Origin of the sequence: Pararhizobium sp. DWP3-4 (assembly GCF_049898205.1) — a bacterium.
Lineage (GTDB): Bacteria > Pseudomonadota > Alphaproteobacteria > Rhizobiales > Rhizobiaceae > Pararhizobium.
In genome coordinates, this window is the sequence record NZ_JAFCXF010000001.1 from 625,819 (window position 1) to 646,991 (window position 21,173).

At 60.9% G+C, this 21,173-nt stretch carries 19 protein-coding genes and 1 other RNA gene; 14 read left to right on the forward strand and 6 right to left on the reverse strand.

Features of this window, described 5'->3' with window-relative positions; genetic code table 11:
• Positions 1–183 precede the first annotated feature (183 nt).
• The 4 genes from ACP7E6_RS02915 to ACP7E6_RS02930 all read left to right on the forward strand — a co-directional run bounded on the left by ACP7E6_RS02915 (position 184) and on the right by ACP7E6_RS02930 (position 10,070).
• Complete coding sequence (locus ACP7E6_RS02915) at positions 184–1,404, forward strand: efflux RND transporter periplasmic adaptor subunit (protein WP_426227729.1); 1,221 nt, start codon at positions 184–186, stop codon at positions 1,402–1,404.
• Positions 1,401–4,541, forward strand: coding sequence for an efflux RND transporter permease subunit (locus tag ACP7E6_RS02920; protein ID WP_426227731.1), 3,141 nt, complete (start codon positions 1,401–1,403; stop codon positions 4,539–4,541). Before ACP7E6_RS02915 ends, ACP7E6_RS02920 begins: the two co-directional genes overlap by 4 nt.
• Before the next feature lie 226 nt (positions 4,542–4,767).
• Positions 4,768–6,177, forward strand: a complete 1,410-nt coding sequence (locus tag ACP7E6_RS02925; RefSeq protein ID WP_426227733.1) for an FAD-binding oxidoreductase — start codon at positions 4,768–4,770, stop codon at positions 6,175–6,177.
• Between the two features lie 83 nt (positions 6,178–6,260).
• Positions 6,261–10,070: an AsmA-like C-terminal region-containing protein gene (locus tag ACP7E6_RS02930; protein WP_426227735.1), complete on the forward strand. Its 3,810-nt coding sequence runs from the start codon at positions 6,261–6,263 to the stop codon at positions 10,068–10,070.
• 50 nt (positions 10,071–10,120) lie between these two features.
• Here the strand turns inward: ACP7E6_RS02930 and ACP7E6_RS02935 are convergent, their stop codons facing one another.
• From ACP7E6_RS02935 to ssrA, 4 genes are all read right to left on the reverse strand, one after another.
• On the reverse strand, positions 10,121–10,336 hold the full coding sequence (locus ACP7E6_RS02935; RefSeq protein ID WP_426227737.1) for a ribbon-helix-helix domain-containing protein: 216 nt from the start codon (positions 10,334–10,336) through the stop codon (positions 10,121–10,123).
• 99 nt (positions 10,337–10,435) lie between these two features.
• Positions 10,436–10,633 carry a DUF4169 family protein gene (locus ACP7E6_RS02940; protein WP_426227739.1) on the reverse strand — a complete coding sequence of 66 codons (198 nt, stop codon included), beginning with the start codon at positions 10,631–10,633 and terminating at the stop codon, positions 10,436–10,438.
• 25 nt (positions 10,634–10,658) lie between these two features.
• Positions 10,659–11,189, reverse strand: coding sequence for an SspB family protein (locus ACP7E6_RS02945; protein WP_426227741.1), 531 nt, complete (start codon positions 11,187–11,189; stop codon positions 10,659–10,661).
• A gap of 162 nt (positions 11,190–11,351) precedes the next feature.
• Positions 11,352–11,732, reverse strand: a transfer-messenger RNA (tmRNA) gene (gene ssrA / locus ACP7E6_RS02950).
• Between the two features lie 141 nt (positions 11,733–11,873).
• On the opposite strand from ssrA, the gene ACP7E6_RS02955 reads away from it, so the two are divergent.
• The 9 genes from ACP7E6_RS02955 to ACP7E6_RS02995 all read left to right on the forward strand — a co-directional run bounded on the left by ACP7E6_RS02955 (position 11,874) and on the right by ACP7E6_RS02995 (position 18,770).
• On the forward strand, positions 11,874–12,182 hold the full coding sequence (locus ACP7E6_RS02955) for a DUF2853 family protein (RefSeq protein WP_426227743.1): 309 nt from the start codon (positions 11,874–11,876) through the stop codon (positions 12,180–12,182).
• A 105-nt stretch (positions 12,183–12,287) separates the two neighbouring features.
• Positions 12,288–13,082 (forward strand): thymidylate synthase, encoded by a 795-nt coding sequence (locus ACP7E6_RS02960; RefSeq protein WP_426227745.1) that lies wholly within the window; start codon positions 12,288–12,290, stop codon positions 13,080–13,082.
• 62 nt (positions 13,083–13,144) lie between these two features.
• Positions 13,145–13,750: a glutathione S-transferase family protein gene (locus ACP7E6_RS02965; protein WP_426227747.1), complete on the forward strand. Its 606-nt coding sequence runs from the start codon at positions 13,145–13,147 to the stop codon at positions 13,748–13,750.
• A complete protein-coding gene (locus tag ACP7E6_RS02970) occupies positions 13,743–14,258 on the forward strand; it encodes a dihydrofolate reductase (protein WP_426227749.1) in 516 nt (171 codons plus the stop codon). Before ACP7E6_RS02965 ends, ACP7E6_RS02970 begins: the two co-directional genes overlap by 8 nt.
• Positions 14,259–14,407: 149 nt before the next feature.
• A complete protein-coding gene (hflK, locus tag ACP7E6_RS02975; protein ID WP_426227751.1) occupies positions 14,408–15,523 on the forward strand; it encodes an FtsH protease activity modulator HflK in 1,116 nt (371 codons plus the stop codon).
• Positions 15,523–16,440 (forward strand): protease modulator HflC, encoded by a 918-nt coding sequence (hflC, locus tag ACP7E6_RS02980; protein ID WP_426227753.1) that lies wholly within the window; start codon positions 15,523–15,525, stop codon positions 16,438–16,440. Before hflK ends, hflC begins: the two co-directional genes overlap by 1 nt.
• An 8-nt stretch (positions 16,441–16,448) precedes the next feature.
• Complete coding sequence (locus ACP7E6_RS02985; protein ID WP_037096230.1) at positions 16,449–16,634, forward strand: DUF2065 domain-containing protein; 186 nt, start codon at positions 16,449–16,451, stop codon at positions 16,632–16,634.
• Between the two features lie 3 nt (positions 16,635–16,637).
• The gene (locus tag ACP7E6_RS02990) at positions 16,638–17,024 is read left to right on the forward strand and encodes an ACT domain-containing protein (RefSeq protein WP_426227755.1); all 387 of its coding nucleotides are present in this window, start codon (positions 16,638–16,640) and stop codon (positions 17,022–17,024) included.
• A 207-nt stretch (positions 17,025–17,231) separates the two neighbouring features.
• Complete coding sequence (locus tag ACP7E6_RS02995) at positions 17,232–18,770, forward strand: DegQ family serine endoprotease (RefSeq protein WP_426227757.1); 1,539 nt, start codon at positions 17,232–17,234, stop codon at positions 18,768–18,770.
• Between the two features lie 52 nt (positions 18,771–18,822).
• Here ACP7E6_RS02995 and ACP7E6_RS03000 read toward each other — a convergent pair whose 3' ends face one another.
• Both ACP7E6_RS03000 and serB read right to left on the reverse strand, forming a co-directional pair.
• Complete coding sequence (locus ACP7E6_RS03000) at positions 18,823–19,380, reverse strand: GNAT family N-acetyltransferase (protein ID WP_426227759.1); 558 nt, start codon at positions 19,378–19,380, stop codon at positions 18,823–18,825.
• Positions 19,377–20,264 (reverse strand): phosphoserine phosphatase SerB, encoded by an 888-nt coding sequence (serB, locus tag ACP7E6_RS03005; protein WP_426227761.1) that lies wholly within the window; start codon positions 20,262–20,264, stop codon positions 19,377–19,379. The genes ACP7E6_RS03000 and serB overlap by 4 nt, the downstream gene beginning before the upstream one ends.
• Here serB and miaA point away from each other — a divergent pair.
• The gene (miaA, locus tag ACP7E6_RS03010; protein ID WP_426227763.1) at positions 20,263–21,168 is read left to right on the forward strand and encodes a tRNA (adenosine(37)-N6)-dimethylallyltransferase MiaA; all 906 of its coding nucleotides are present in this window, start codon (positions 20,263–20,265) and stop codon (positions 21,166–21,168) included. The genes serB and miaA overlap by 2 nt on opposite strands.
• Positions 21,169–21,173: the final 5 nt, after the last annotated feature.

Sequence of the window (21,173 nt, forward strand, 5' to 3'; positions counted from 1 at the left end):
GGGCAGTGCAGGGTCTTGTCGGGTCCGGGCAAGGGCTTGCGGGGCCAAAAAGGGCTTTTGTTACAATTGCGTAATGATGCCATTCTAGCATTGCCTGCAGTGCAGCAAAAAGAGATAGTTGCCGCAATATCGGGCTTCGCGCGCCAGAATGGCCGAAACCCGCTTAATCAATTGGAGTTTTGCATGCGGCTTTGGAAGCAGCTTTTGATCTGTCTGGTCATTCTTGCCGTCGGCCTTGGCATCTGGGTTCGCTTCGTACCGGGGGCCGGTGCGATGCTGGCCAAAGCCGGCGTGCCGGAGACGCTGCTTGCCTATGTTGCGAAACCTGCGGATGCCGCCAAACAAGGTGAAGCGCAAGGGCAGGGTGGCCAGAACCAAGGCGGGCGCGGTCAAGGTGGCGGTGCGCCGCTTGTCGTCATGCAGCCGGCCGATACCGCCGTCGTCAACGATAGGCTGAATGCCATCGGCAGCGGCGAAGCGATTCTTTCGGTCAGCGTCACGCCGCTGGCGACCGGCAATCTCTCGGAAATACTGGTGAGATCTGGCGATCGCATCGAGAAGGGGCAGGTCGTTGCCAAGCTCGACAGCGACGAGCAGAAGATTGCCGCGGCCCAGGCCAAGGTTGCGCTGGACAGCGCCCGCGAAAAGGTCGAGCGCAACCGCAAGCTCGGTAATGCCGTTTCGGTAGCCATCCTGCGCGAAGCCGAATTTGCCATGCAGGCCGCCGAACTGGCGCTGCAGACGGCGGAACTGGATTTGAAGCGCCGCGATATCGCGGCTCCCTCTGGCGGCATCGTCGGCATCATCACCGCCCATCCGGGTGACTACGTCACCACATCGACGCCAATCGCCGTGGTCGACGATCGCTCGCAGATCCTCGTCGATTTCTGGGTGCCGGAGCGGTTTTCGACCAAGGTCGAGGTCGGTCAGGATATTTCGGCGACCGCCATCGCGCTGCCGGCCTCGGAGCTTTCCGGCGTCATCGACGCCATCGACAACCGTGTCGACCAGGCCAGCCGGACGCTGCGGGTGCGGGCGCGGATCGACAATCCCGACGATACGCTGCGGGCCGGCATGTCGTTTTCCGTTTCGGTGCGGTTTGCCGGCGACACCTATCCGACGGTCAATCCGCTGGCGATCCAGTGGAGTGCCGACGGGTCTTTCGTCTGGCGTGTCGAGGACGAGAAGTCGCAGCGGGTTCCGGTCAAGATCATCCAGCGTAATTCCGACAAGGTGCTGGTCGATGCAAAACTGGCCAAGGGCGATGCCGTGGTGATCGAAGGCGTACAGCGGCTGCGTGATGGCGGGGCGGTTCGCATCGCCGGGGAGCCGCGGCAAGAAAAACAGAAACCGCAGCAGGCCGACCAGGAACAGAAGGTTTCCGAGGCGGAGGCAGCGAAATGAGCGGTGGTTCCGGACACAAGGGTACTGGCAGCACAGCCGGCTTCACAGCGCTTTTCATCCGCCGGCCGATCTTTGCGCTTGTCGTCAATACGCTGATCATCGTTGCTGGTCTTGCGGCGCTGAACGGTATCGAGATTCGCGAACTGCCCCAGGTGGACCAGCCGGTGGTTTCGGTCAACACACAGTTCGACGGCGCTTCGCCGGAAACGGTCGACCGCGAACTGACCTCGGTGATCGAGGGTGCCGTTTCGCGCGTGCAGGGTATCAAGGATATATCCTCGACCTCGCAATACGCGCAGAGCCGCGTCACGCTGCAGTTTTCCGACACGACCGATATCGGCCAGGCCTCCAACGACATCCGCGATGCACTTGGCCGGGTCAGCAACCAGTTGCCGGAAGATGCCGACGAGCCACGTATCGTCAAGGCGGATGCCGACAGCCAGCCGATCATGCGGCTGGCGCTGACGTCGGATACGCTGTCGATGGAAGACCTGACGCTTCTGGCTGAAAACGAGGTCACCGACCGGCTGGCCGCCGTCGAGGGCGTTGCCGACGTGCAGATCAACGGCGATCAGGAAAAGATCTTCCGCATCGACATCAATCAGTCCAAGCTTGCCAGCCGCGGCCTGACCGTCGCCAATCTGCGCACCGGCCTTGCCAGCGCATCACTGGACGTACCGGCGGGGTCGCTCACCAGCGCCAATCAGGATATTTCGGTGCGTGCCACTGCCGACCTGCAGACGCCGGAACAATTCGAAAACCTCATTCTCGGCAACAATGTCCGCCTCGGCGATATCGCCACGGTGACGCTCGGGCCTGATATCGGCACATCATCGCTGCGCTCGGATGGCCGCCAGGGCATCGGCCTTGGCATCATCCGGCAGGCGCAGTCCAATACGCTCGATATTTCCGTGGGCGTGAAGAAGGCCGTGACCACCATCGCCGAAATCCTTCCTAAGGGAACGCAGCTGAAGGTCACCAGCGATGACGCCGTGTTCATCGAAGGCGCGATCCACGAAGTCGAGATCGCTCTGGCCGCTTCGGTCATCATCGTCACGTTGGTCATCTACATGTTCCTGCTCGACTGGCGGGCAACGCTTATCCCAACGCTGACCATGCCGATCGCGCTGATCGGCACCTGCGCTGCGATCTACATGGCCGGGTTCTCGATCAATATCCTGACGCTTCTGGCCATCGTTCTGGCGACGGGGCTGGTGGTGGACGACGCGATCGTTGTCTTGGAAAACATCGTGCGACGGCGCGGCGAGGGCATGGGGCCGCGTGCTGCCGCCGTGCACGGTACGCTTGAAGTGTTCTTCGCCGTGATCGCCACCACGGCGACGCTTGCCGCCGTGTTCGTGCCCCTGTCGTTCCTGCCGGGGCAGACCGGCGGGCTGTTCCGCGAGTTCGGTTTCGTGCTGGCCTTCGCCATTCTCCTGTCCGCCTTCGTGTCGCTGACGCTTTGCCCGATGCTGGCGTCGCGCATGCTGAAGCCGCATGCCGAAAACCATGGCCATACCGGCTTCATGGGCCGGATCGGCGCGTTTGCGGCGTCATTCTACAAGCGCACGCTGCGGGCCTGCCTCAATTCGCCGCTGATCGTCTTCATGGTCGCCATCATCGTGACGGCTGCTGGCGGCGGCGCCTTCACGCTGCTCAAATCCGAGCTGACGCCGACGGAGGATCGCTCGCGCATCATGGTGCGGATCCAGGCGCCGCAGGGCGTGTCGCTGGAATATACCCAGGCCCAGATGCGCCGGGTCGAGGATGGCCTGAAGCCGCTGGTCGACAATGGGGAGATTGCCAATGTCTTTTCCGTGTCCGGCCAAGGCGGATCGGTCAATACCGGCTTCATGGTGCTGACGCTGGCGCCCTGGAGCGACCGCGATCGCACGCAGCAGCAGATTTCGGCCGATATCACCAAGATAACGTCGAACATTCCCTCGATCCGCGCCTTCCCGATCCAGCCGAACAGCCTTGGCATTCGCGGTGCAGGCAACGGCCTGCAGGTGGCGCTGGTTGGTAATGATTATGCCAAGCTCGGCGATGCCGCGTCCAAGCTGGTGCGGCAGATGGAAGATAGCGGCCGTTTCGAAAACGTGCGGTTGAATTACGAGGCTAACCAGGCGCAGTTGTCGGTGACGATCGACCGCGAACGGGCATCCGATCTCGGCATCGATATTGTCGGCCTGTCGGCAGCGCTGCAGGCCATGCTTGATGGCAACAGCGTGCTCGACGTGTATGTCGAGGGGGAATCCTATCCGGTCAAACTGTTGTCGACGACCAATCCCGTCAACGATCCGACCGACCTGCAGAATATCTTCCTGAAGACCGGCGATGGCAAGATCGTGCCGATGTCGACCATTGCCACAGTCGAGGAAAAGGCCGTTGCGCCGCAATTGTCGCGCGAGCAGCAGCTTCGTTCCGTGTCGCTGTCGGCGGGTCTGACCTCCGGTATCGCGCTCGGTGATGCACTGACCATGGTCGAGCAGATGGCCGAACCGCTCTTGCCGCCGGGCTCGCGCGTCGTGCCGCTGGCAGAAGCCGCGACCCTGGACGAGAATGCCAATGGCATGTTCGTCACCTTCGGGTTTGCGCTGGTTATCATCTTCCTGGTGCTGGCCGCGCAATTCGAAAGCCTGATCAGCGGCCTGATCATCATGTCGACCGTGCCGCTCGGTCTTGCCTGCGCCGTGTTTGCCATGCTGCTCACCGGCAATACGCTCAACATCTACAGCCAGATCGGGCTTGTGCTGCTGGTCGGTATCATGGCGAAGAACGGCATTCTGATCGTTGAATTCGCCAACCAGTTGCGTGACCGCGGCGAGGACCTGCGCTCGGCGATCGAGAACGCGGCGAATATCCGGCTGCGTCCGGTGATGATGACGATGATCGCCACCATCGTCGGTGCGGTGCCGCTGGTGCTGGCAAGCGGCGCTGGTGCGGAAGCCCGTGTGGCGCTCGGCTGGGTGCTGGTTGGCGGTCTCGGGCTTGCGACCATTGTGACGCTCTATCTGACACCCGTCGCCTATCTGGTCATCGCCCGGTTCACCAAGCCGCAAGTCGATGAGGAGCGGCGGCTGCAGAACGAGATGCAACATGCCGAGACGCTGCCATTGGCAGAATCCGCCGAATAGAGGCTCGGCGGCAAACCAGGCGTTTGCCGTCATCTTCTGCGTCCGCCTCTACGCCGGTGCATAGGCTATTTCTCCCCTGTGTCCGGACTGTCTCACTTTGTCGCAATTCTTTGCTAAACCCATCACTTACCGGATGAGGTTCTGGACAAAGTGATTCCGATTTGCACAGTAGAGCGTTGAAATCTAAGAATTTCCGCGATACGGCGCGGTCGTTCGGGGGAGAGATATGGCGCTGAAAGCGATCAAGGCGGGTATCCGCAACGAAACCGGTATAGCTGCAGCACTGCAGTTGATGAGCGAACGGTTTGGCGATCGACTCCAGACCGGGCAAGCTATTCGCGGCCAGCACGCGCATACGACCACCTATATTCCGGCTCAGCTCCCAGATGGCGTCGTTTTTCCGGAGAGTTCGGCCGAGGTCGAGGCGATCGTGGCGATTGCCAGCGAGCACCAAGTTCCGCTGATTGCCTTTGGTACCGGCTCATCGCTGGAAGGCCATATCAACGCGCCGCATGGCGGCATCAGCGTCGATATGAGCCGCATGGACAAGGTGCTGGAGGTCAATGCCAGCGATTTCGATTGTACCGTCCAGCCGGGGATCACCCGGGAAGCGCTGAATGTCTATCTGCGCGATACCGGCCTGTTCTTTCCGATCGATCCCGGCGCCAACGCCTCGATCGGCGGCATGGCTTCCACCCGGGCTTCGGGCACCAACGCGGTGCGGTACGGCACGATGAAGGACAATGTGCTGGCGGTGACGGCGGTGACAGCAGCCGGTCGGGAAATCCGCACCGCTCACCGCGCCAAGAAATCATCGGCTGGATACGATCTCACCCGTCTGTTCGTCGGGGCGGAAGGCACGCTCGGTATCCTGACCTCCGTTACGTTGAAGCTGCAGGGCATTCCGGAACTGATCGCCGGCGGCGTCTGCTCGTTTCCATCGGTCGGGGACGCCTGCAACACGGTGATCCTGACGATCCAGTCTGGCATTCCCGTGGCGCGCATTGAGCTGCTCGATGCCTTGCAGATGAAGGCGAGCAATGCCTATTCCGGGCTGGCTTTTGCGGAAGCACCGACATTGTTCGTCGAGTTTCATGGAAACGCCGAAAGTGTCGCGCTGCAATCCAAGCAGTTTGCCGAGATTGCCGCGGAGTTCGGAAGTTCGCAATTCCAATGGACTGCCAATACCGAGGAGCGCAATGCGTTGTGGAAGGCACGTCACAACGCCTATTGGGCGCAGAAGAGCCTGGCGCCGGGATTGGCCATCCTCTCCACCGATGTCTGCGTGCCGATCTCGCGGCTTGCCGATTGTGTCGAGGCGACCCATGAGGATATCGCCGCACACGGGCTGATCGCGCCGATCGTCGGGCATGCGGGAGACGGCAATTTCCACGTTGGCCTGCTGTTCGATGACAAGGACGACGCCGACATTGCCAAGGCGGAGGCCTTTGTCGCGCGGCTCAACAGGCGGGCGCTGGACATGGATGGAACCTGCACCGGCGAGCACGGCATCGGCCAGGGCAAGATGCCTTTTCTCCAGGATGAACTCGGCGATGCGCTGGATCTGATGCGGCAGGTCAAGCGGGCGCTCGATCCCGGCAATATCTTCAATCCCGGCAAGATTTTTGCCATGTGAAAATGACGGCTGGATGGTAAGGAGTGGTAGACGCCCATAAGGGCGCTATCTTCTGCGGTAGAATGGGATAGGGCTTTCAACTGGTGCTTTCGCGAATTCTGGTTTTTGTCGGTGGTCTTCTGGTCGTGGCGCTGTTTGCCGCGCTGATTGCGCCGCTGTTCGTGGACTGGACCGACTTCCGCAAGGATTTCGAGCGCGAGGCAACCCGGATCATGGGCAAGCCTGTGGTCGTTCACGGCAGCGTCGATGCCCGCCTCATTCCCTTTCCCTCTGTGACGCTCAATGACGTGCGTGTCGGCCAGTCGGAAACCGGCGAACCACTGATCCAGGTCGCGCATTTTTCCATGGATGCCGAGCTTGCTCCCTTCCTCTCCGGCGAAGCGCTGATCTTCGACATGCGGCTGGAGCAGCCCAAGGCGAAAATCCGCCTGTTGCCGGATGGCACGCTGGATTGGGCGCGGGGCCGCAAAGCCTCCATTCCCGCCAAGACCGTGATCCTTGAAAACGTCGCCATCACCGGCGGTCAGATCGATTTCATCGACGAGCAGACCGGCCGTACACGGCACGTCACCGGGCTTGAGGCCGATCTTTCGGCCCGCTCGCTGGCCGGCCCTTGGAAGGTGGAGGGCCGTGCGGCGCTCGACGGCGAAGCCGGCAGCTTTGCCTTTTCCAGCAGCCAGGCAGATGAAACCGGTTCGCTCGGTCTCCGGTCGCGCCTGACGCCTGACAAGCGGCCCTTCGGCGTCGAGCTCGACGGTGACCTGAAGATCGTCGATTTCAAGCCTGTGTACCAGGGCAAGTTTACCCTGACGGAAAACAAGCCGGCGGAAGCACAGAAAGCGCAGGACAAATCGGCAGCCCTAAGGGTGACCGGCGGGTTCGAGCTGACCAATGAGCGCATTCGCGTGCCCGATTACCGGCTGGAGATCGGTCCCAAGGACGACCCCTATCTGGTGACTGGCGAGGCGACGCTCGATACCGGCAAGGAGCAGGAATTTCTGCTTCTGGCCGACGGACAGCAGATCGACGTCAGCCGCATCGGCAATGCAGGTGCTGCCGGCAAGACCGGCCGCGACCCGGCTTTTTCGGTGCGCCAGAGACTTGCGGCAATCATGGCGATCGCAGCAGATATTCCAATCCCGCAGGTACCGGGCCGGGCGAGCCTGAAACTGCCGGCCATCGTCATCGGCGATACGACCGTGCGTGACGTAAGGCTTGATCTGCGGCCCGACGGGGCAGGCTGGATGGTCGATAATGCCGTTGGTCAACTGCCCGGCCGCACGCAATTCGAGGCCAAGGGGCGGTTGCAGCTGACAGGCTTGCGCGCCTTTCGCGGCGAGATGCTGGTTGCGTCCAACCAGCCTTCGGGTCTGGCGACCTGGCTTGCGGGCTCCGTCGATCCAGCGATCCGCAAATTGAAGACCGCCGGTTTTTCGGCGACGGTGAACCTGACGGATACCTTGCAGCAGTTCGAGCGGCTGGAGGTGGCGGCGGGTCCTGCTGTCTTGCGCGGCCGTATCGAGCGGCAGGCACCCGAGGGCGCGCCGCCGAACCTGTCGCTACAACTCAACGGCAACAGCATCGATCTGGAAGCGCTGCAGGCGCTGGCCGGTCTGGTGGCCGGCGACGCCTCCACCGCGACGCTGCTGTCGCATACGATCGCGGCGGACCTTTCGGCGGATAAATTCTCCGCTTTCGGCGAGGATGCCAGCGACGTGCAGCTGGTGGCAACGCTGAAGAACGGGCAGCTGCAGGCGGAGCGCGTATCGATCGGCGATATTGCAGGCACGCAGCTGGCTCTGTCGGGCCGGATGAGCGGCGAAATGACTGCGCCGGTGATTTCGGCCAAGATGAAGCTGGCTTCGCCGGATATTACCCCGTTCCTTAAGATGATCGAGCGCCATGCCGAAGCGCATCCGGCGCTGGAGCGGCTGGTGAAGAGCGGCCCTTACTACAGCAATACGGCACTGGACCTGACGCTGTCCGCCGGCAGCCAGGACGGCAAGGCGCCGGTGACATTCGGTATTGTCGGCTCGGCCAACGGCACCAAGATCGCCGCCAATTATCAGGCACCGGATATCGCGCAGGCCCTTGCCGGGCAGGGCATCCTCTTGGAAGCGACGATGGAAAACCCGTCCACGCCGGTTCTGCTCGGCCAGGTCGGTTTTGATCCCTTGCCGTTCGACGCGGACGAGAATGCCATCCTGTCGGTAAAGCTGCAGGGTACCGATGGCCAGAAGGCCAATGCCAGCCTGACGTTCACGACGGCCCGCACTGCCCTTTCGGCCAACGGCGATATTGATCTTTCGCGCGATAATTTTTTGTCCGGTCAATCGAAGATCTCGCTCGAAAGCCAGGATTTCGAGCCCTTCCTGTTGTTGCAGGGGATCGGTTTGCCGCAGATGGGAACCGGCCTGCCGCTGGCTGTGAAGGCGGATGTAGCGACGACGGCCGATGCCGTCAGCCTGTCATCGATCGAGGGCAAGGCGGACGGCAACGCTTTTTCCGGCACGTTTGCGATCGACCGGAAGATGCCGGGCAAGGCGACCGGCCAGATTGCATTCGACACGCTTGATATGGCCTGGGTCGGCGAGGGCATTCTTGGCCCCGTGCAGGACGCTGCAAGCGGCGATCTGTCCGAACTGCCTGTGGTTCAGCCGGCCTGGAGCGGGCTCGATGTGGCTGTCGATATCTCCGCCAAACGCTTCTGGCCGGGTATATATGGGGCTGTTTCCGATATGTCCGGCAAGCTTGCCTGGAAAGGCGACCAGATTGCGATCGACACGATCGCCGGCAGCTGGCTGGGCGGCAGGATCGATGGCCGCCTGCTGCTTGGCAACGGCGATGGCTCCGGCTTTTTCCAGACCCGGCTTAACCTCAAGGACGGCGATCTGGCTGCTGCGGTCTGGAAAACCGGCGGTGCAGCCGTTGCCGAGGGAAAATTCGATCTGACGCTGGCCGTCGAGGCCTCGGGCAAGACGGCACGGGCCATGGCGGAATCGGCAAGCGGCTCGGGGACGGCGACGCTGCGCGATACGATCGTTCATGGCCTGAATAGCGCCGCGCTGCCGGATATCATGGCAGCGGCAGATCGGATCGACGGCGATATCACGCCGGCTTCGGTCAGGCCGCTGGCCGAAAAGGCCGTTCTCGCCGGGCAGACGGCTTTGGGGGCGGTGACGGTGCCGTTCAGCATTGCCGGCGGCACGTTGCGGGCGCAGAACGTCACTGCAGGGGATGCTGGCGCCAATCTTTCCGGAAATCTGGAAATCAGCTTTCCCGACGAACGGATGACTGCGGATGTTGCGGTCGATTTCCGCCCGGGCGAGGAAGCGCTTACGGGCGCCGAGGCGCAGGTGAGCCTCGACTATGCCGGACTTCTGCATTCGCCGGGCCTTACATTCGACGCCACGGATATGTCGAATTTCCTGTCGCTGAGAGCCTTTGAGCGCGAACGCCGCCGCGTCGAGACGCTGCAGGCAAACGTGCTTGAAAAACAGCGGTTGCGCCGTGAGGTGGCGCTCTACAAGGCCAATGCGGTCGAGCGCGAGGCGGCACGTCTGCGGGCCATCGAAGAGCAACGCCGGCGCGAACTGGCTGCGGAGGCGGCTGCGCGGCAGAAGGCAGAGGCCGATGCACGGGCGCTCGCCGATAAAAACGCGGCGGACGAGGCCGCAGCTGCCAAGGCGGCCGAAGACGCTGCCCGAAAGACCGATGAACAAAGGAACCAGAGCCTTTTGCCGTTCGATCCGACGGGCGGTGGTGTACAACGTGTCGATCCAGCTGCACCTCAGGGTGGGATTCTACAACAGCCCGCCGAGCAGTCGCCGGTCATCCCGACCCCGCAGCAAGGGCTTAATTTTGAAGCATTGCCGGGTGTGCGGCCGCAATAGGCTTTCCAAGATCATCGCTAGGTGAAGGCGGTCGCGGCATCCAGGCCGGTTCACGTTTTAGCGGCCTTGATCCAGTTCAGCACGTACACCCTGAGTGCCGAGGACAGGTTGCTATCGGCCGGGCGGGCGTCATCGATCTGTGCAATGAGTTGTGCGAGCGGCATCTGCCGGCCTTCTGCAATTACCTTCAACTCCTGCCAGAACGGTTCCTCCAGCGAAAAGCTGGTGCGATGACCGTGCAGGGTCGCAGAATGCTTGCGGATCACGATGTCGCCTCAGAAAATGAATCACCCTTCTTTGAAAGCGATTCCGGAGATTGGGCTTATCTATTGATTTCGTTGGAGATCGAGGGGCGCCTGAGGACCTCAGGGGCGCTTATCCGGTGGCGTCTCGCGCTTGCCATGGTCGAGGGCTTTGCCGGCCTTGTCGTTGAGCGCCTTGGTCAGCTGTTTTTCGACCTTCGTCCGGCCGAAGGAGATACGGTTCTGATCCGCGGCCTTGTCCTTCTCCGTCCGCGCCTTCTGCTTGCGGAACTGACGGAGATTGACGACGTCGCCGGTCATGATGAGCCTGTCTGCAGTTGGAGTTTCAGTTCTTCTTGCGGAAGGAATCCAGTGACACCACCGAGCCGCCTTCCTTCTTGCCATCATCGCCGGTCTTGCCATTGTCGCCGGTTTTGGCTTCGGTGTCCTGGTCGTCGGACTTTTCCACTGCGGCGACCGGATAAGCGGTGATTTCGGCGGTTTCTTCCTCGTCAAAGGCCGCGACATCGAACTCAAGCTCGAAATTGACGGACGGATCGTAGAAGCCGCGAATGGCGTTGAACGGGATAACCAGTTTTTCCGGCGTATCGGAGAAAGAAAGGCCGATTTCGAACAGCGTTTCGGTGACCTTCAGGTCCCAGAACTGGTGCTGCACGACGATCGTCATCTGCTCGGCATATTTGGCCTTCAGATGCTGGGAAATGCGCACGCCAGGCGCGCCGGTCAGGAATGTGATGAAGAAATGATGATCACCGGGAAGGGCGCCGGTTGCTGCGACTTCGATCAGGACCTTGCGAATGACGCTGCGAAGCGCATCCTGCGCCAGAATGTCGTAGCGGATATGGTCTTGGCCCATAAGATCCCCGTCTTTCTTGTAACTCAACTCTGTCACACTTATGCCATTTGCTCTGTACGCAGGAAAGTCCCGACATACGAGTCATTTGCATCATCTATAGACCATTTCAAGGCAACCGAGAAGGCGGCGTCGATGGGGAGAGGGTCGTGCGGAGATGGGAGAAGTGGAGGTTTCTGTTGCCAGGTACCTCCGAACCCCGCCTCACGGTGCGAACCGCAAGGACTTGATTTGAAGTGTCACACTGCGATTAAGCAGCGAGACGAGCTTCCGCATAGTTGTCGTTTGCAACTACAATTTTAGCCCGATAACGGTGGTACAATGCCGAGCAAAAAGTCGATCTTTACACCCTTGTCGATCCTATTTCGCCCCCATCAAAAGCCGGTCCGTCTTTCCTGACATGTAAGTCACGGCCGACCGGTTTTTGGTGGAGGCGCCGGGTACCGCCCCCGGGTCCAATAGGTTTATTTCATCGCCTGTTTATCACCATAGCCGCCCGAAGACGGCAACTGTCATATAGGTCCTAAACTGCGCCAAGAAAAGGGCCTTTGCGAAAATACAATAAGGCTTCACACGCATCGGGTCCGGATGGCTCTTGACATGCTCGCCAAGCGTGAAAAAACTCGTGTTGCGTATCTTTCATCAGGAAGAGTGCGGGCGTGAAGCCAAACCGTGTGAGGAGACACCATGACGGATTATCTCGCAGATGTGAAAAAATACGATGACGCCGCCGATGAGGCCGCAGTGAACAAAATCGTCAAGCATCTGGGCATCGCATTGCGCAACAAGGATTCCGCGCTCGTCTCCGCCTCCGACCCGACGGAACTCGACCGGGTCAAGGAAAAATGGTGTGGCAAGAAGCTCGGCGTCACCGGACCGGACGCCGACGCAGCCGTTAATGCGGTTGCCAAGACAATGGCTGGGGATCGTTCGAAGTCGCGTGTGACTTTCTACTACCTGGTGGCCAAACATCTCGACAAGCTGGCGGTGCTCTGATCATTCGCGGCATTTGAAGTCGAGCTTGGGGAAACCCAGGATTTACCGATTGGTTCGCCGCCGCCTTGCGCCTATTTTACCCCAAACGAATCGGCGGCGGACCCTATGAAACAGTATCTCGACCTCTTGCGCCATGTCATGGAGACAGGCTCGGACCGCGGCGACCGCACCGGCACCGGTACGCGATCTGTCTTCGGTCATCAGATGCGTTTCAATCTCGGCGATGGCTTTCCGGTCCTGACGACGAAGAAACTGCACCTCAAGTCGATCATCCATGAACTGCTCTGGTTCCTGAAGGGCGATACCAATATCGCCTATCTCAAGGAAAACGGCGTTCACATCTGGGATGAATGGGCCGACGCCAACGGCGATCTCGGGCCGGTCTATGGCTACCAGTGGCGCTCTTGGCCGACCCATGACGGCCGGCATCTCGATCAGATCGTCGCCCTTATCGAGGGGCTGAAGAAAAACCCCAACTCGCGCCGTCATATCGTTTCTGCCTGGAACCCGGCGCTGATCGACGAGATGGCGCTGCCGCCTTGCCATTGCCTGTTCCAGTTCTATGTGTCGGACGGAAAACTGTCCTGCCAACTCTATCAGCGCTCCGGCGACGTATTCCTGGGCGTGCCCTTCAATATCGCCTCCTATGCGCTGTTGACCCTGATGGTGGCGCAGGTCTGTGATCTTCACCCCGGCGATTTCGTCCATACGTTCGGCGACACGCATATCTATCACAATCATTTCGCCCAGGTCCGCGAGCAGTTGGCCCGCACGCCGAAGGCATTGCCGAGGATGATCATCAATCCGGATGTAAAAGACCTGTTTTCCTTTCGTTTCGAAGACTTTGAGCTCGTCGGATACGAACCCGATTCACATATCAAGGCACCGGTTGCGGTGTAACCGCAATGATGACACTGTCACGGCACAGGATGACCTGAGGTTGAACGGTCGAGGAGGACCCCATGCTGACGTTGATCCATGCGCCGCGGTCGCGCTCATCGCGAATCATCTGGCTGCTCGAGGAATTGGGGGCGGAGTATGAGATCCGCTATGTCTCCATCCGCCGCTGGGATGGCTCGGGCGGACCGGACGAAAACAATCCGCATCCGCACAAGCAGGTTCCGGCGCTTCTGCACAATGGCGCGCTGATCACCGAGTCCACCGCCGTCACCCAGTACCTGGTCGAACTTTATCAGGAGTCGGAACTGGGCCGCCCGCCGGGGCATCCGGAACGCGGTGCCTATCTGTCCTGGCTTGCCTATTATGCCGGCGTGATAGAGCCGTCCGGTAGTGCCTTCCTGTCGGGCGTCGCTGCCGCCAATCCTGCCCTTTTGAAGGTGTACGAGGACATGTGCATGCATGTGGTCGAGACGCTGACCAAACAGCCGTTTCTTCTGGGCAACACGGTCAGCGCCGTCGATCTCCTGCTGGTCAGCGCGCTGACATGGATGCGCAAGCTGTTGCCGGACAGTCCGGTGGTCGATGAATATGTGCAGTCGATGATTGCACGTCCGGCGCTTGCTCGTGCCAGCGCGATCGACGTCAAGCCGGATGGATTTCATGACTGAGCCGAAAATGAGCATTGTCGTCGCGGTCTCCGCCAATGGCGTGATCGGCAGGGACGGCGGCCTGCCGTGGCATCTGCCCAGCGACCTCAAGCGGTTCAAGGCGCTGACGCTCGGAAAACCGGTGATCATGGGGCGAAAAACCTGGGCCTCGATCGGACGCCCGCTTCCGGGCCGTCCCAATATCGTCGTCAGCCGGGATGCGCATTTCGCAGCGGAAGGGGCTATTGCCGTTCAATCTCTGGAGGCGGCGCTGGTTGAAGCGCGCAGATCGGCCGCCGAGCTCGGCGTCGATGAGGTTTGCGTAATCGGCGGTGGCGAAATCTACCGTCAGGCGATCGATCTTGCCGATCTCCTGCATGTCACGACGGTTGCCGCCGAGATCGAAGGCGATACCCGGTTTCCCGTGATCGATCCCGCTGTTTTCGAAAAGATCGTCGACGAACCCCTGCCGCGAGGCGAGAAGGACAGTCACGCCATGCATTTTTCGACCTGGCGGCGGAAAAGCTGAGCAATGCTAACTATTTTGCCGGATTTACGGTGAAGTTGGATGCATCGCGTTGAAAGCCGTTCTGGACATACCTATAACGGGTTCACATCATGGCTCGCGGCACGTCCGGGGGGCATTGATCTCGGAATTTTTCTATAGAAGAGGTATGAATGCCCTGGAGCAATCAGAACGGCGGCGGCGGTGGTCCTTGGGGCGGCGGCGGCGGTGATAACAAGGGTCCTTGGGGCCAGGGGCCGAACCGGCCGCGTGGCGGCGGCGGTGGCCGTGGCAATGGCGGTCCTCCAGATCTCGAGGAAATCTTCCGCCGGGGTCAAGACCAGCTGAAAAGTGTGGTTCCGGGCGGTTTCAACGGCGGTGTCGTTGCGATCATCGGCCTTCTGATCGTCGGCTTCGTCCTGATGAATTCGATCTACACCGTCCAGCCGGACGAGCGCGGCGTCGAGATGCGTTTCGGCAAGCCGAAGGACGAGATTTCCATGCCGGGTCTGCACTACCACTTCTGGCCGCTTGAAACGGTCGAGATGGTCAAGATCACCGAGCAGCAGCAGAATATCGGCAACAGGGCAGGCGTTGGCGATCAGGCCGGCAGCGGCCTGATGCTGTCTGGCGACCAGAACATCGTCAATGTTCAGTTTTCCGTGCTGTTTTCCGTGACCGATCCGAAGGCGTATCTCTTCAACGTCGAGGATCCGTCCGACACGCTGCAGCAGGTTGCCGAAAGTGCCATGCGCGAAGTCGTCGGACGTCGTCCCGCACAGGACATCTTCCGCGACAATCGTCAGGCGATCGCTGCCGACGTGAAGACCACGATCCAGGCGACGATGGATGCCTATGGTGCCGGCGTCTCCGTCAACACGGTTGCTATCGAGGATGCAGCACCGCCGCGCGAAGTGGCAGATGCGTTCGACGAAGTACAGCGTGCCGAGCAGGACGAAGACCGGTTCGTCGAGGAAGCCAACCAGTATGCCAACCAGGTTCTCGGTAAGGCCCGTGGTCAGGCAGCCCAGTTGCGCGAAGAAGCGGCCGCTTACAAGGGGCGTGTCGTCAAGGAAGCACAGGGTGAGGCGCAGCGCTTCATCTCGGTTTACGACGCCTATTCCAAGGCCCCCGATGTGACGCGCAAGCGGCTCTATCTCGAAACGATGCAGGGTGTTCTCGGCAAGTCCAAGAAGGTCATTCTCGACGAGAAGAACGGCCAGGGCGTCATGCCTTATCTGCCGCTCAATGAAATCGGCAAGCCCGCGCAGTCGGGAGGGGCCCAGTAATGACCAATCGTCTTCCCTATATCCTCATTGGCCTCGCGCTCGTGCTGATGGCGGTCTATTCCTCCGTGTTCATCGTCAACCAGCGCCAGCAGGCAATTGTCGTGCGTTTCGGTCAGATCAAGGACGTCAAGACCGAACCGGGGCTCTATTTCAAGCTGCCGTTCGCATTTATGGATGCCGACCGCGTCCAATATGTCGAAAAGCAGGCCCTGCGCTTCGACCTCGACAATATCCGCGTTCAGGTCTCCGGCGGCAAGTTCTATGAAGTCGACGCTTTCGTCGTCTACAAGATCGCCGATGCCCGCCGCTTCCGCGAAACGGTATCCGGTGATCGCGCTTCGGCCGAATCGCGCCTTCGCACCCGTCTCGATGCTTCGTTGCGCCGGGTCTACGGTCTGCGTGGTTTCGAATCGGCGCTTTCCGAAGAACGTGCATCGATGATGCGCGAAGTCCGGGCCGACCTGAAGACAGACGCCGAATCGCTCGGCCTCAACATCGAGGATGTCCGCATCCAGCGCACCGACCTGACGCAGGAAGTCTCGCAGCAGACGTTCGAGCGGATGAAGGCGGAGCGTTTGGCGGAAGCCGAACTGATCCGTGCCCGTGGTAACGAAAAGGGCCAGACCCGCCGCGCCGTCGCCGACCGTCAGGTTGTCGAGTTCGTTGCCGAAGCGCAGCGTGATTCGGAAATCCTGCGCGGTGAAGGCGAAGCCGAGCGGACCAGCGTGTTTGCCGATGCTTTTTCCCGCGATCCGAAGTTCTTCGAGTTCTACCGCTCGATGACGGCCTATGAACAGGCGATCGGAAGCCCTGACACCACGCTCGTGTTGTCGCCGGACTCGGAATTCTTCCGTTATTTCAACAGTTCGGATGGTGCACCCGCTCCGGCCGACACTCAGCCCGCTGCAGGAAACTGATCAGCGAAATGAGTGACTTTCTGACGGGAATTGCTTTTTTCCTGATCATCGAGGGGCTAGTGTACGCACTGGCCCCTTTGGTTTTGGTGGAAATGGCAAAGCGTTTGCCCCATATACCAGAGCAACAGTTGCGGCTGTTCGGGCTCGTTTCCGTCGTCATCGGCGTCGCACTTGTCTGGATGGTGCGAGGATAGGACATGACACATAAATTGCTCATTCGATTGGTGGACGCAGAATATGCGATCACGAGGCTCAAAATCGGAACGCCGCTACCCGATTGGCTACCGGGCGCCGGCTTCTGGGCCGTTTCCAGTTCGCGCGAGGAGATGACGCTTGTCTGCCGGGCGGCGCGCATCCCCTCCAATATCCAGTCGTCCGGCGGCTGGCGCTGTTTCCGCATCGAACAGCATTTCACTCTCGATATTCCCGGCATTCTCGCCTCCGTGCTGAACCCGCTTTCCGAGGCCGGCGTCGGCATCTTCGCCAATTCCACCTTCAGCACCGATTACATCTTCATCATCGGCTCCGACCTCGACAAGGCCCTGGCGGCGTTGAAGGCGCATGGTCACGAACTGATGAATTGAGGGACTGGCCCAGGCGGACCTTGAGACGCTGACGAAAAGATGACTGGACGCGTTCCAAATCCGCCTTATCTTCGAACAGATTCTACGCCACCTTGCACGGCATGGAGGTTGACGCAAAGCCAGCCTTGCAGTTGTGACCGTCCATATGACGAACACTTTTTTGCCGGTCGGTCTTAGCGGCCTGCCTTCCCAAATCGAGAGGACCCCATGGGCTTGTCCATCCGCGCTTCCTTCTTCCGGTCCGTCACGTTCGCTGCAAGTGCTACGCTGCTGATGAATGCGGTACCGGTGCTGTCGTCCGTGGCGCATGCGCAGACCAAGGCACCGTTGCAGACACAGCAGGGTCCGGAATCGGTTGCCGATCTCGCTGCCGGCCTGCTCGATGCGGTCGTCAATATCTCGACCTCGCAGAAGGTGAAAAACGACGACGAGGCACCGATGCCGCAGGTGCCGGAGGGATCGCCGTTCCAGGATTTCTTCGACGAGTTTTTCAAGGGCAAGGGCGGCGAGGGCGGCAGCCGCCAGCGCACCGTCGATTCGCTTGGTTCCGGCTTCGTCATCGATCCCTCAGGCATCATCGTCACCAACAATCACGTGATCGAAGGTGCCGACGATATCGAGATCAATTTCGCCAACGGCACCAAGCTCAAGGCCAAGCTGATCGGCACGGATACCAAGACCGACCTTGCCGTGCTGAAGGTCGAACCGAAGAAGCCTTTGACAGCGGTTCCGATCGGTGATTCCAGGCAGATGCGGATCGGTGACTGGGTGATGGCGATCGGCAATCCGTTCGGTCTCGGCGGTACGGTGACGGTCGGTATCATTTCGGCGCGCGGCCGCAACATCAATGCCGGCCCCTATGACAATTTCATCCAGACAGATGCTGCGATCAACAAGGGCAATTCCGGCGGCCCGCTCTTCAATATGAAGGGTGAGGTCATCGGCATCAACACGGCGATCATTTCGCCCACCGGCGGCTCGATCGGCATCGGCTTCTCGGTTCCGACGGAACTTGCCAGCAACGTCATTTCCCAGCTGAGGGAATTCGGCGAGACCCATCGCGGCTGGCTTGGCGTGCGCATTCAGCCGGTGACGGGCGATATTGCCGAAAGCCTGAAGATGGACACGCCGAAGGGCGCGCTCGTCGCCGGGATCATCAAGGGCGGTCCGGTCGATGGCGGCGAGATCAAGACGGGCGACGTGATCCTCAAGTTCGATGGCCGGGATGTCGTCGAGATGCGCGATCTGCCGCGCGTGGTCGCCGAAAGCCCGGTCGGCAAGGCCGTCGATGTGGTGATCGTGCGCGACGGCAAGGAAATGACCGTCAAGGTGACGCTCGGCCGTCTCGAAGACGGAGAAAACCTGGCCGAGGCAGAGGCGGCAAAGACCCCTCAGGCTGACGAGGGCACCGACCAGGCCGAGCCTCCGGCTGCCGAATTGCCGGCATCCGATGTGGTGCTCGGCATGAAGCTTGCCATGCTCGATGCCGATAGCCGCAAGACCTATGGAATTTCCGAGGATGTCGAAGGGGTCGTCATCGCCGAGGTCCAGCCGCAATCGGCCGCTGCCGAACGGCGGATCGCATCCGGCGACGTGATCGTCGAGATCGGCCAGGAAGCGATGAAGACGCCGGAGGATGTCTCGGCCCGGATCGAGGAACTGAAGGCGGACGGCCGGCGCAATGCGCTTTTGATGATCGCCAACAAGACCGGCGAACTGCGATTTGTCACGGTGCGGATGGAGTAGTTTTTCGTCTGAAGGCGATGACGGATTGGAAGGCGGGCTGAAAAGTCCGCCTTTATCGGGTCAGCCATTCCTCACGGCTGAGCGCATAGACGACGTGATGCTTGAGATGCGGCGTCGTATCCGGCACCCGTGGATGCTCGAAGTCGCGGGACGGATCGTAGCGCAGGCCGATGCGTGTCATCACGGCCGTCGAGCGCGCATTGTTCTCCACTGCGAAGGAGACGATTTCCGCAAGGCGGTGCTTTTCGAAGCCATGCCGGAGCATCGCTTGCCCAGCCTCGGTGACAAACCCCTGGCGCCAGAAGCGGACGGCCAGCCGCCAGCCGATCTCCACCGTGCCGTCCGGTAGGAAGGGTTCAAGATCGGTGCGGGCAAGGCCGAGAAAACCGATCGGCTCATCGGTGTCCTTCAATGCCAGCGCGAAAAAACCAAGTCCGGTCTCCTTGATCCGCCGCCGAACCCCGTCCATCAGGGCATCGGCTTCTTCGCGCGGGCGCCGGCGGGGAAAGAATTCCATCACCTTCGGATCGGCGTTGATTTCGGCAAAAAGGGGCCGGTCCGTTTCCAGCCAGTTGCGGATGCGCAGGCGCTCTGTTTCCAAAATGATCACCGGACGAAATCCGTCTTGCGGTAGCCCTGGATATAGAGCAGGGCTGTGAGGTCGGCGTGATCGATGCGGATCTTGACCTGCGCCGAGACCATCGGCTTGGCATGCAGCGCAACGCCGGCGCCTGCCAGATGCAGCATGCCGAGATCGTTCGCGCCATCTCCGACCGCAAGGGCGTCCGCGGTCGAAATGCCCAGCCGTGTGGTGATCTCGACCAGTGCGTCCACCTTGGCCTGCTTGCCGAGGATCGGTTCTGCGACGGCACCAGTCAGATGGCCGTCTTTTTCCAGCAGGATGTTGGCGCGGTTTTCATCGAAGCCGAGTGTCGCGGCAATCGGACCGGTGAAGACGGTAAAGCCGCCGGAGACCAGGGCGGTGTAGTAGCCCTTTGCCTTCATGGTCGCGACCAGTTCAGGGCCGCCGGGGGTCAGGGTGATACGTTTTTCGATGACCGCGCCGACGACGCTGAGCGGCAGGCCCTTGAGCAAGGCGACGCGCTCGGTCAGGGCCGGCTCGAAGGCGATCTCGCCGTTCATCGCCCGGGCGGTGATCGCGGCGACCTTGTCCTTCAGGCCGACTTCGGCGGCAAGTTCGTCAATGCATTCCTGACCGATTATGGTGGAGTCCATATCGGCGATCAGCAGTTTCTTGCGGCGCGTCTCGGCGTTCTGGACGATGACATCGATAGGGGCATCGCCGATGACGCCCCGCAGCAGCGCTTCCTGCCAGTCCGGATTGGCGCCGTCCTTGAGCGCGATATCGCAGGCGACGCCGTCGGCCAGCCAATAGAGGCCGGATGCGTCGACTGCGGCTGCGGCCTCCTCGGCGAGCGTTGTGGTCAGCACGGGATTTGACGGATTGGCAACAAGCGTGGCAACGAAGGCCATGATGAAAAACCTTGAGATTGGACAGGACGCAATCCTGATAACCGGGCCGACTGCCAGCGGCAAGTCCGCTCTCGCCGTCGCGCTGGCGAAACAGCACAATGGCGTGGTTGTTAATGCCGACAGCATGCAGGTCTATGACACCCTGCATGTGCTGACCGCGCGCCCGTCCGAGGCCGACATGCAGGGCGTTGTGCATCATCTCTATGGCCATGTGCCGGCCTCGCGGCACTATTCGACCGGCGAATGGTTCCGTGACGCGGTGGCGGTACTGGAAACCGTACGTAGCGAAGGGCGTATCCCTGTGTTCGTCGGGGGCACCGGGCTCTATTTCAAGGCGCTGACCGGCGGGCTGTCGGACATGCCGGCCGTACCTGCTGCGATACGCGACGCGGTACGGGGCCGCTTGCTGGCCGAGGGGGCCGAAGCCCTGCATGCGAGCCTGTCGGACAAGGATCCGGAAACCGCTGCAATCCTGCGGCCCGGCGATGGGCAGCGCATCGCGCGCGCGCTGGAAATATTCGAGGCGACCGGCCAGTCCATCCGCATCTTTCAGGCGCGCCAAGGTCCTGTCGCTGTCGATCCTGATTGCGCCATGAAAATCGTCGTGCTGCCGGACCGGGCGCTGCTGCGCCAGCGGATCGACCAGCGGTTTGCCGGGATGCTGGAAAGTGGCGCTGTCGAGGAGGTGAAGGCTCTCCTGTCCCTCGACCTCAAGCCGGAAATGCCGGCGATGAAGGCGATCGGCGTGCCACAGATTGCCGCTATGCTGTCCGGCACGATGAGCAAAGCCGAGGTGATCGAAACGTCGTCGGCGGCCACACGGCAATATGCCAAGCGGCAGATGACCTGGTTTCGCAATCAACTGGATGAAAGCTGGCTGCGCTTAGACCCGGCAAACGCCTGAGGCAG

Bases quoted from the DNA above. Each gene is read 5' to 3' on its own strand.
- ACP7E6_RS02915 (WP_426227729.1), top strand. From the start codon at position 184: ATGCGGCTTTGGAAGCAGCTTTTGATCTGTCTGGTCATTCTTGCCGTC.
- ACP7E6_RS02920 (WP_426227731.1), top strand. From the start codon at position 1,401: ATGAGCGGTGGTTCCGGACACAAGGGTACTGGCAGCACAGCCGGCTTC.
- ACP7E6_RS02925 (WP_426227733.1), top strand. From the start codon at position 4,768: ATGGCGCTGAAAGCGATCAAGGCGGGTATCCGCAACGAAACCGGTATA.
- ACP7E6_RS02940 (WP_426227739.1), bottom strand. From the start codon at position 10,633: ATGACCGGCGACGTCGTCAATCTCCGTCAGTTCCGCAAGCAGAAGGCG.
- ACP7E6_RS02945 (WP_426227741.1), bottom strand. From the start codon at position 11,189: ATGGGCCAAGACCATATCCGCTACGACATTCTGGCGCAGGATGCGCTT.
- ACP7E6_RS02955 (WP_426227743.1), top strand. From the start codon at position 11,874: ATGACGGATTATCTCGCAGATGTGAAAAAATACGATGACGCCGCCGAT.
- ACP7E6_RS02960 (WP_426227745.1), top strand. From the start codon at position 12,288: ATGAAACAGTATCTCGACCTCTTGCGCCATGTCATGGAGACAGGCTCG.
- ACP7E6_RS02965 (WP_426227747.1), top strand. From the start codon at position 13,145: ATGCTGACGTTGATCCATGCGCCGCGGTCGCGCTCATCGCGAATCATC.
- ACP7E6_RS02970 (WP_426227749.1), top strand. From the start codon at position 13,743: ATGACTGAGCCGAAAATGAGCATTGTCGTCGCGGTCTCCGCCAATGGC.
- hflK (WP_426227751.1), top strand. From the start codon at position 14,408: ATGCCCTGGAGCAATCAGAACGGCGGCGGCGGTGGTCCTTGGGGCGGC.
- hflC (WP_426227753.1), top strand. From the start codon at position 15,523: ATGACCAATCGTCTTCCCTATATCCTCATTGGCCTCGCGCTCGTGCTG.
- ACP7E6_RS02985 (WP_037096230.1), top strand. From the start codon at position 16,449: ATGAGTGACTTTCTGACGGGAATTGCTTTTTTCCTGATCATCGAGGGG.
- ACP7E6_RS02990 (WP_426227755.1), top strand. From the start codon at position 16,638: ATGACACATAAATTGCTCATTCGATTGGTGGACGCAGAATATGCGATC.
- ACP7E6_RS02995 (WP_426227757.1), top strand. From the start codon at position 17,232: ATGGGCTTGTCCATCCGCGCTTCCTTCTTCCGGTCCGTCACGTTCGCT.
- miaA (WP_426227763.1), top strand. From the start codon at position 20,263: ATGATGAAAAACCTTGAGATTGGACAGGACGCAATCCTGATAACCGGG.
- serB (WP_426227761.1), bottom strand. From the start codon at position 20,264: ATGGCCTTCGTTGCCACGCTTGTTGCCAATCCGTCAAATCCCGTGCTG.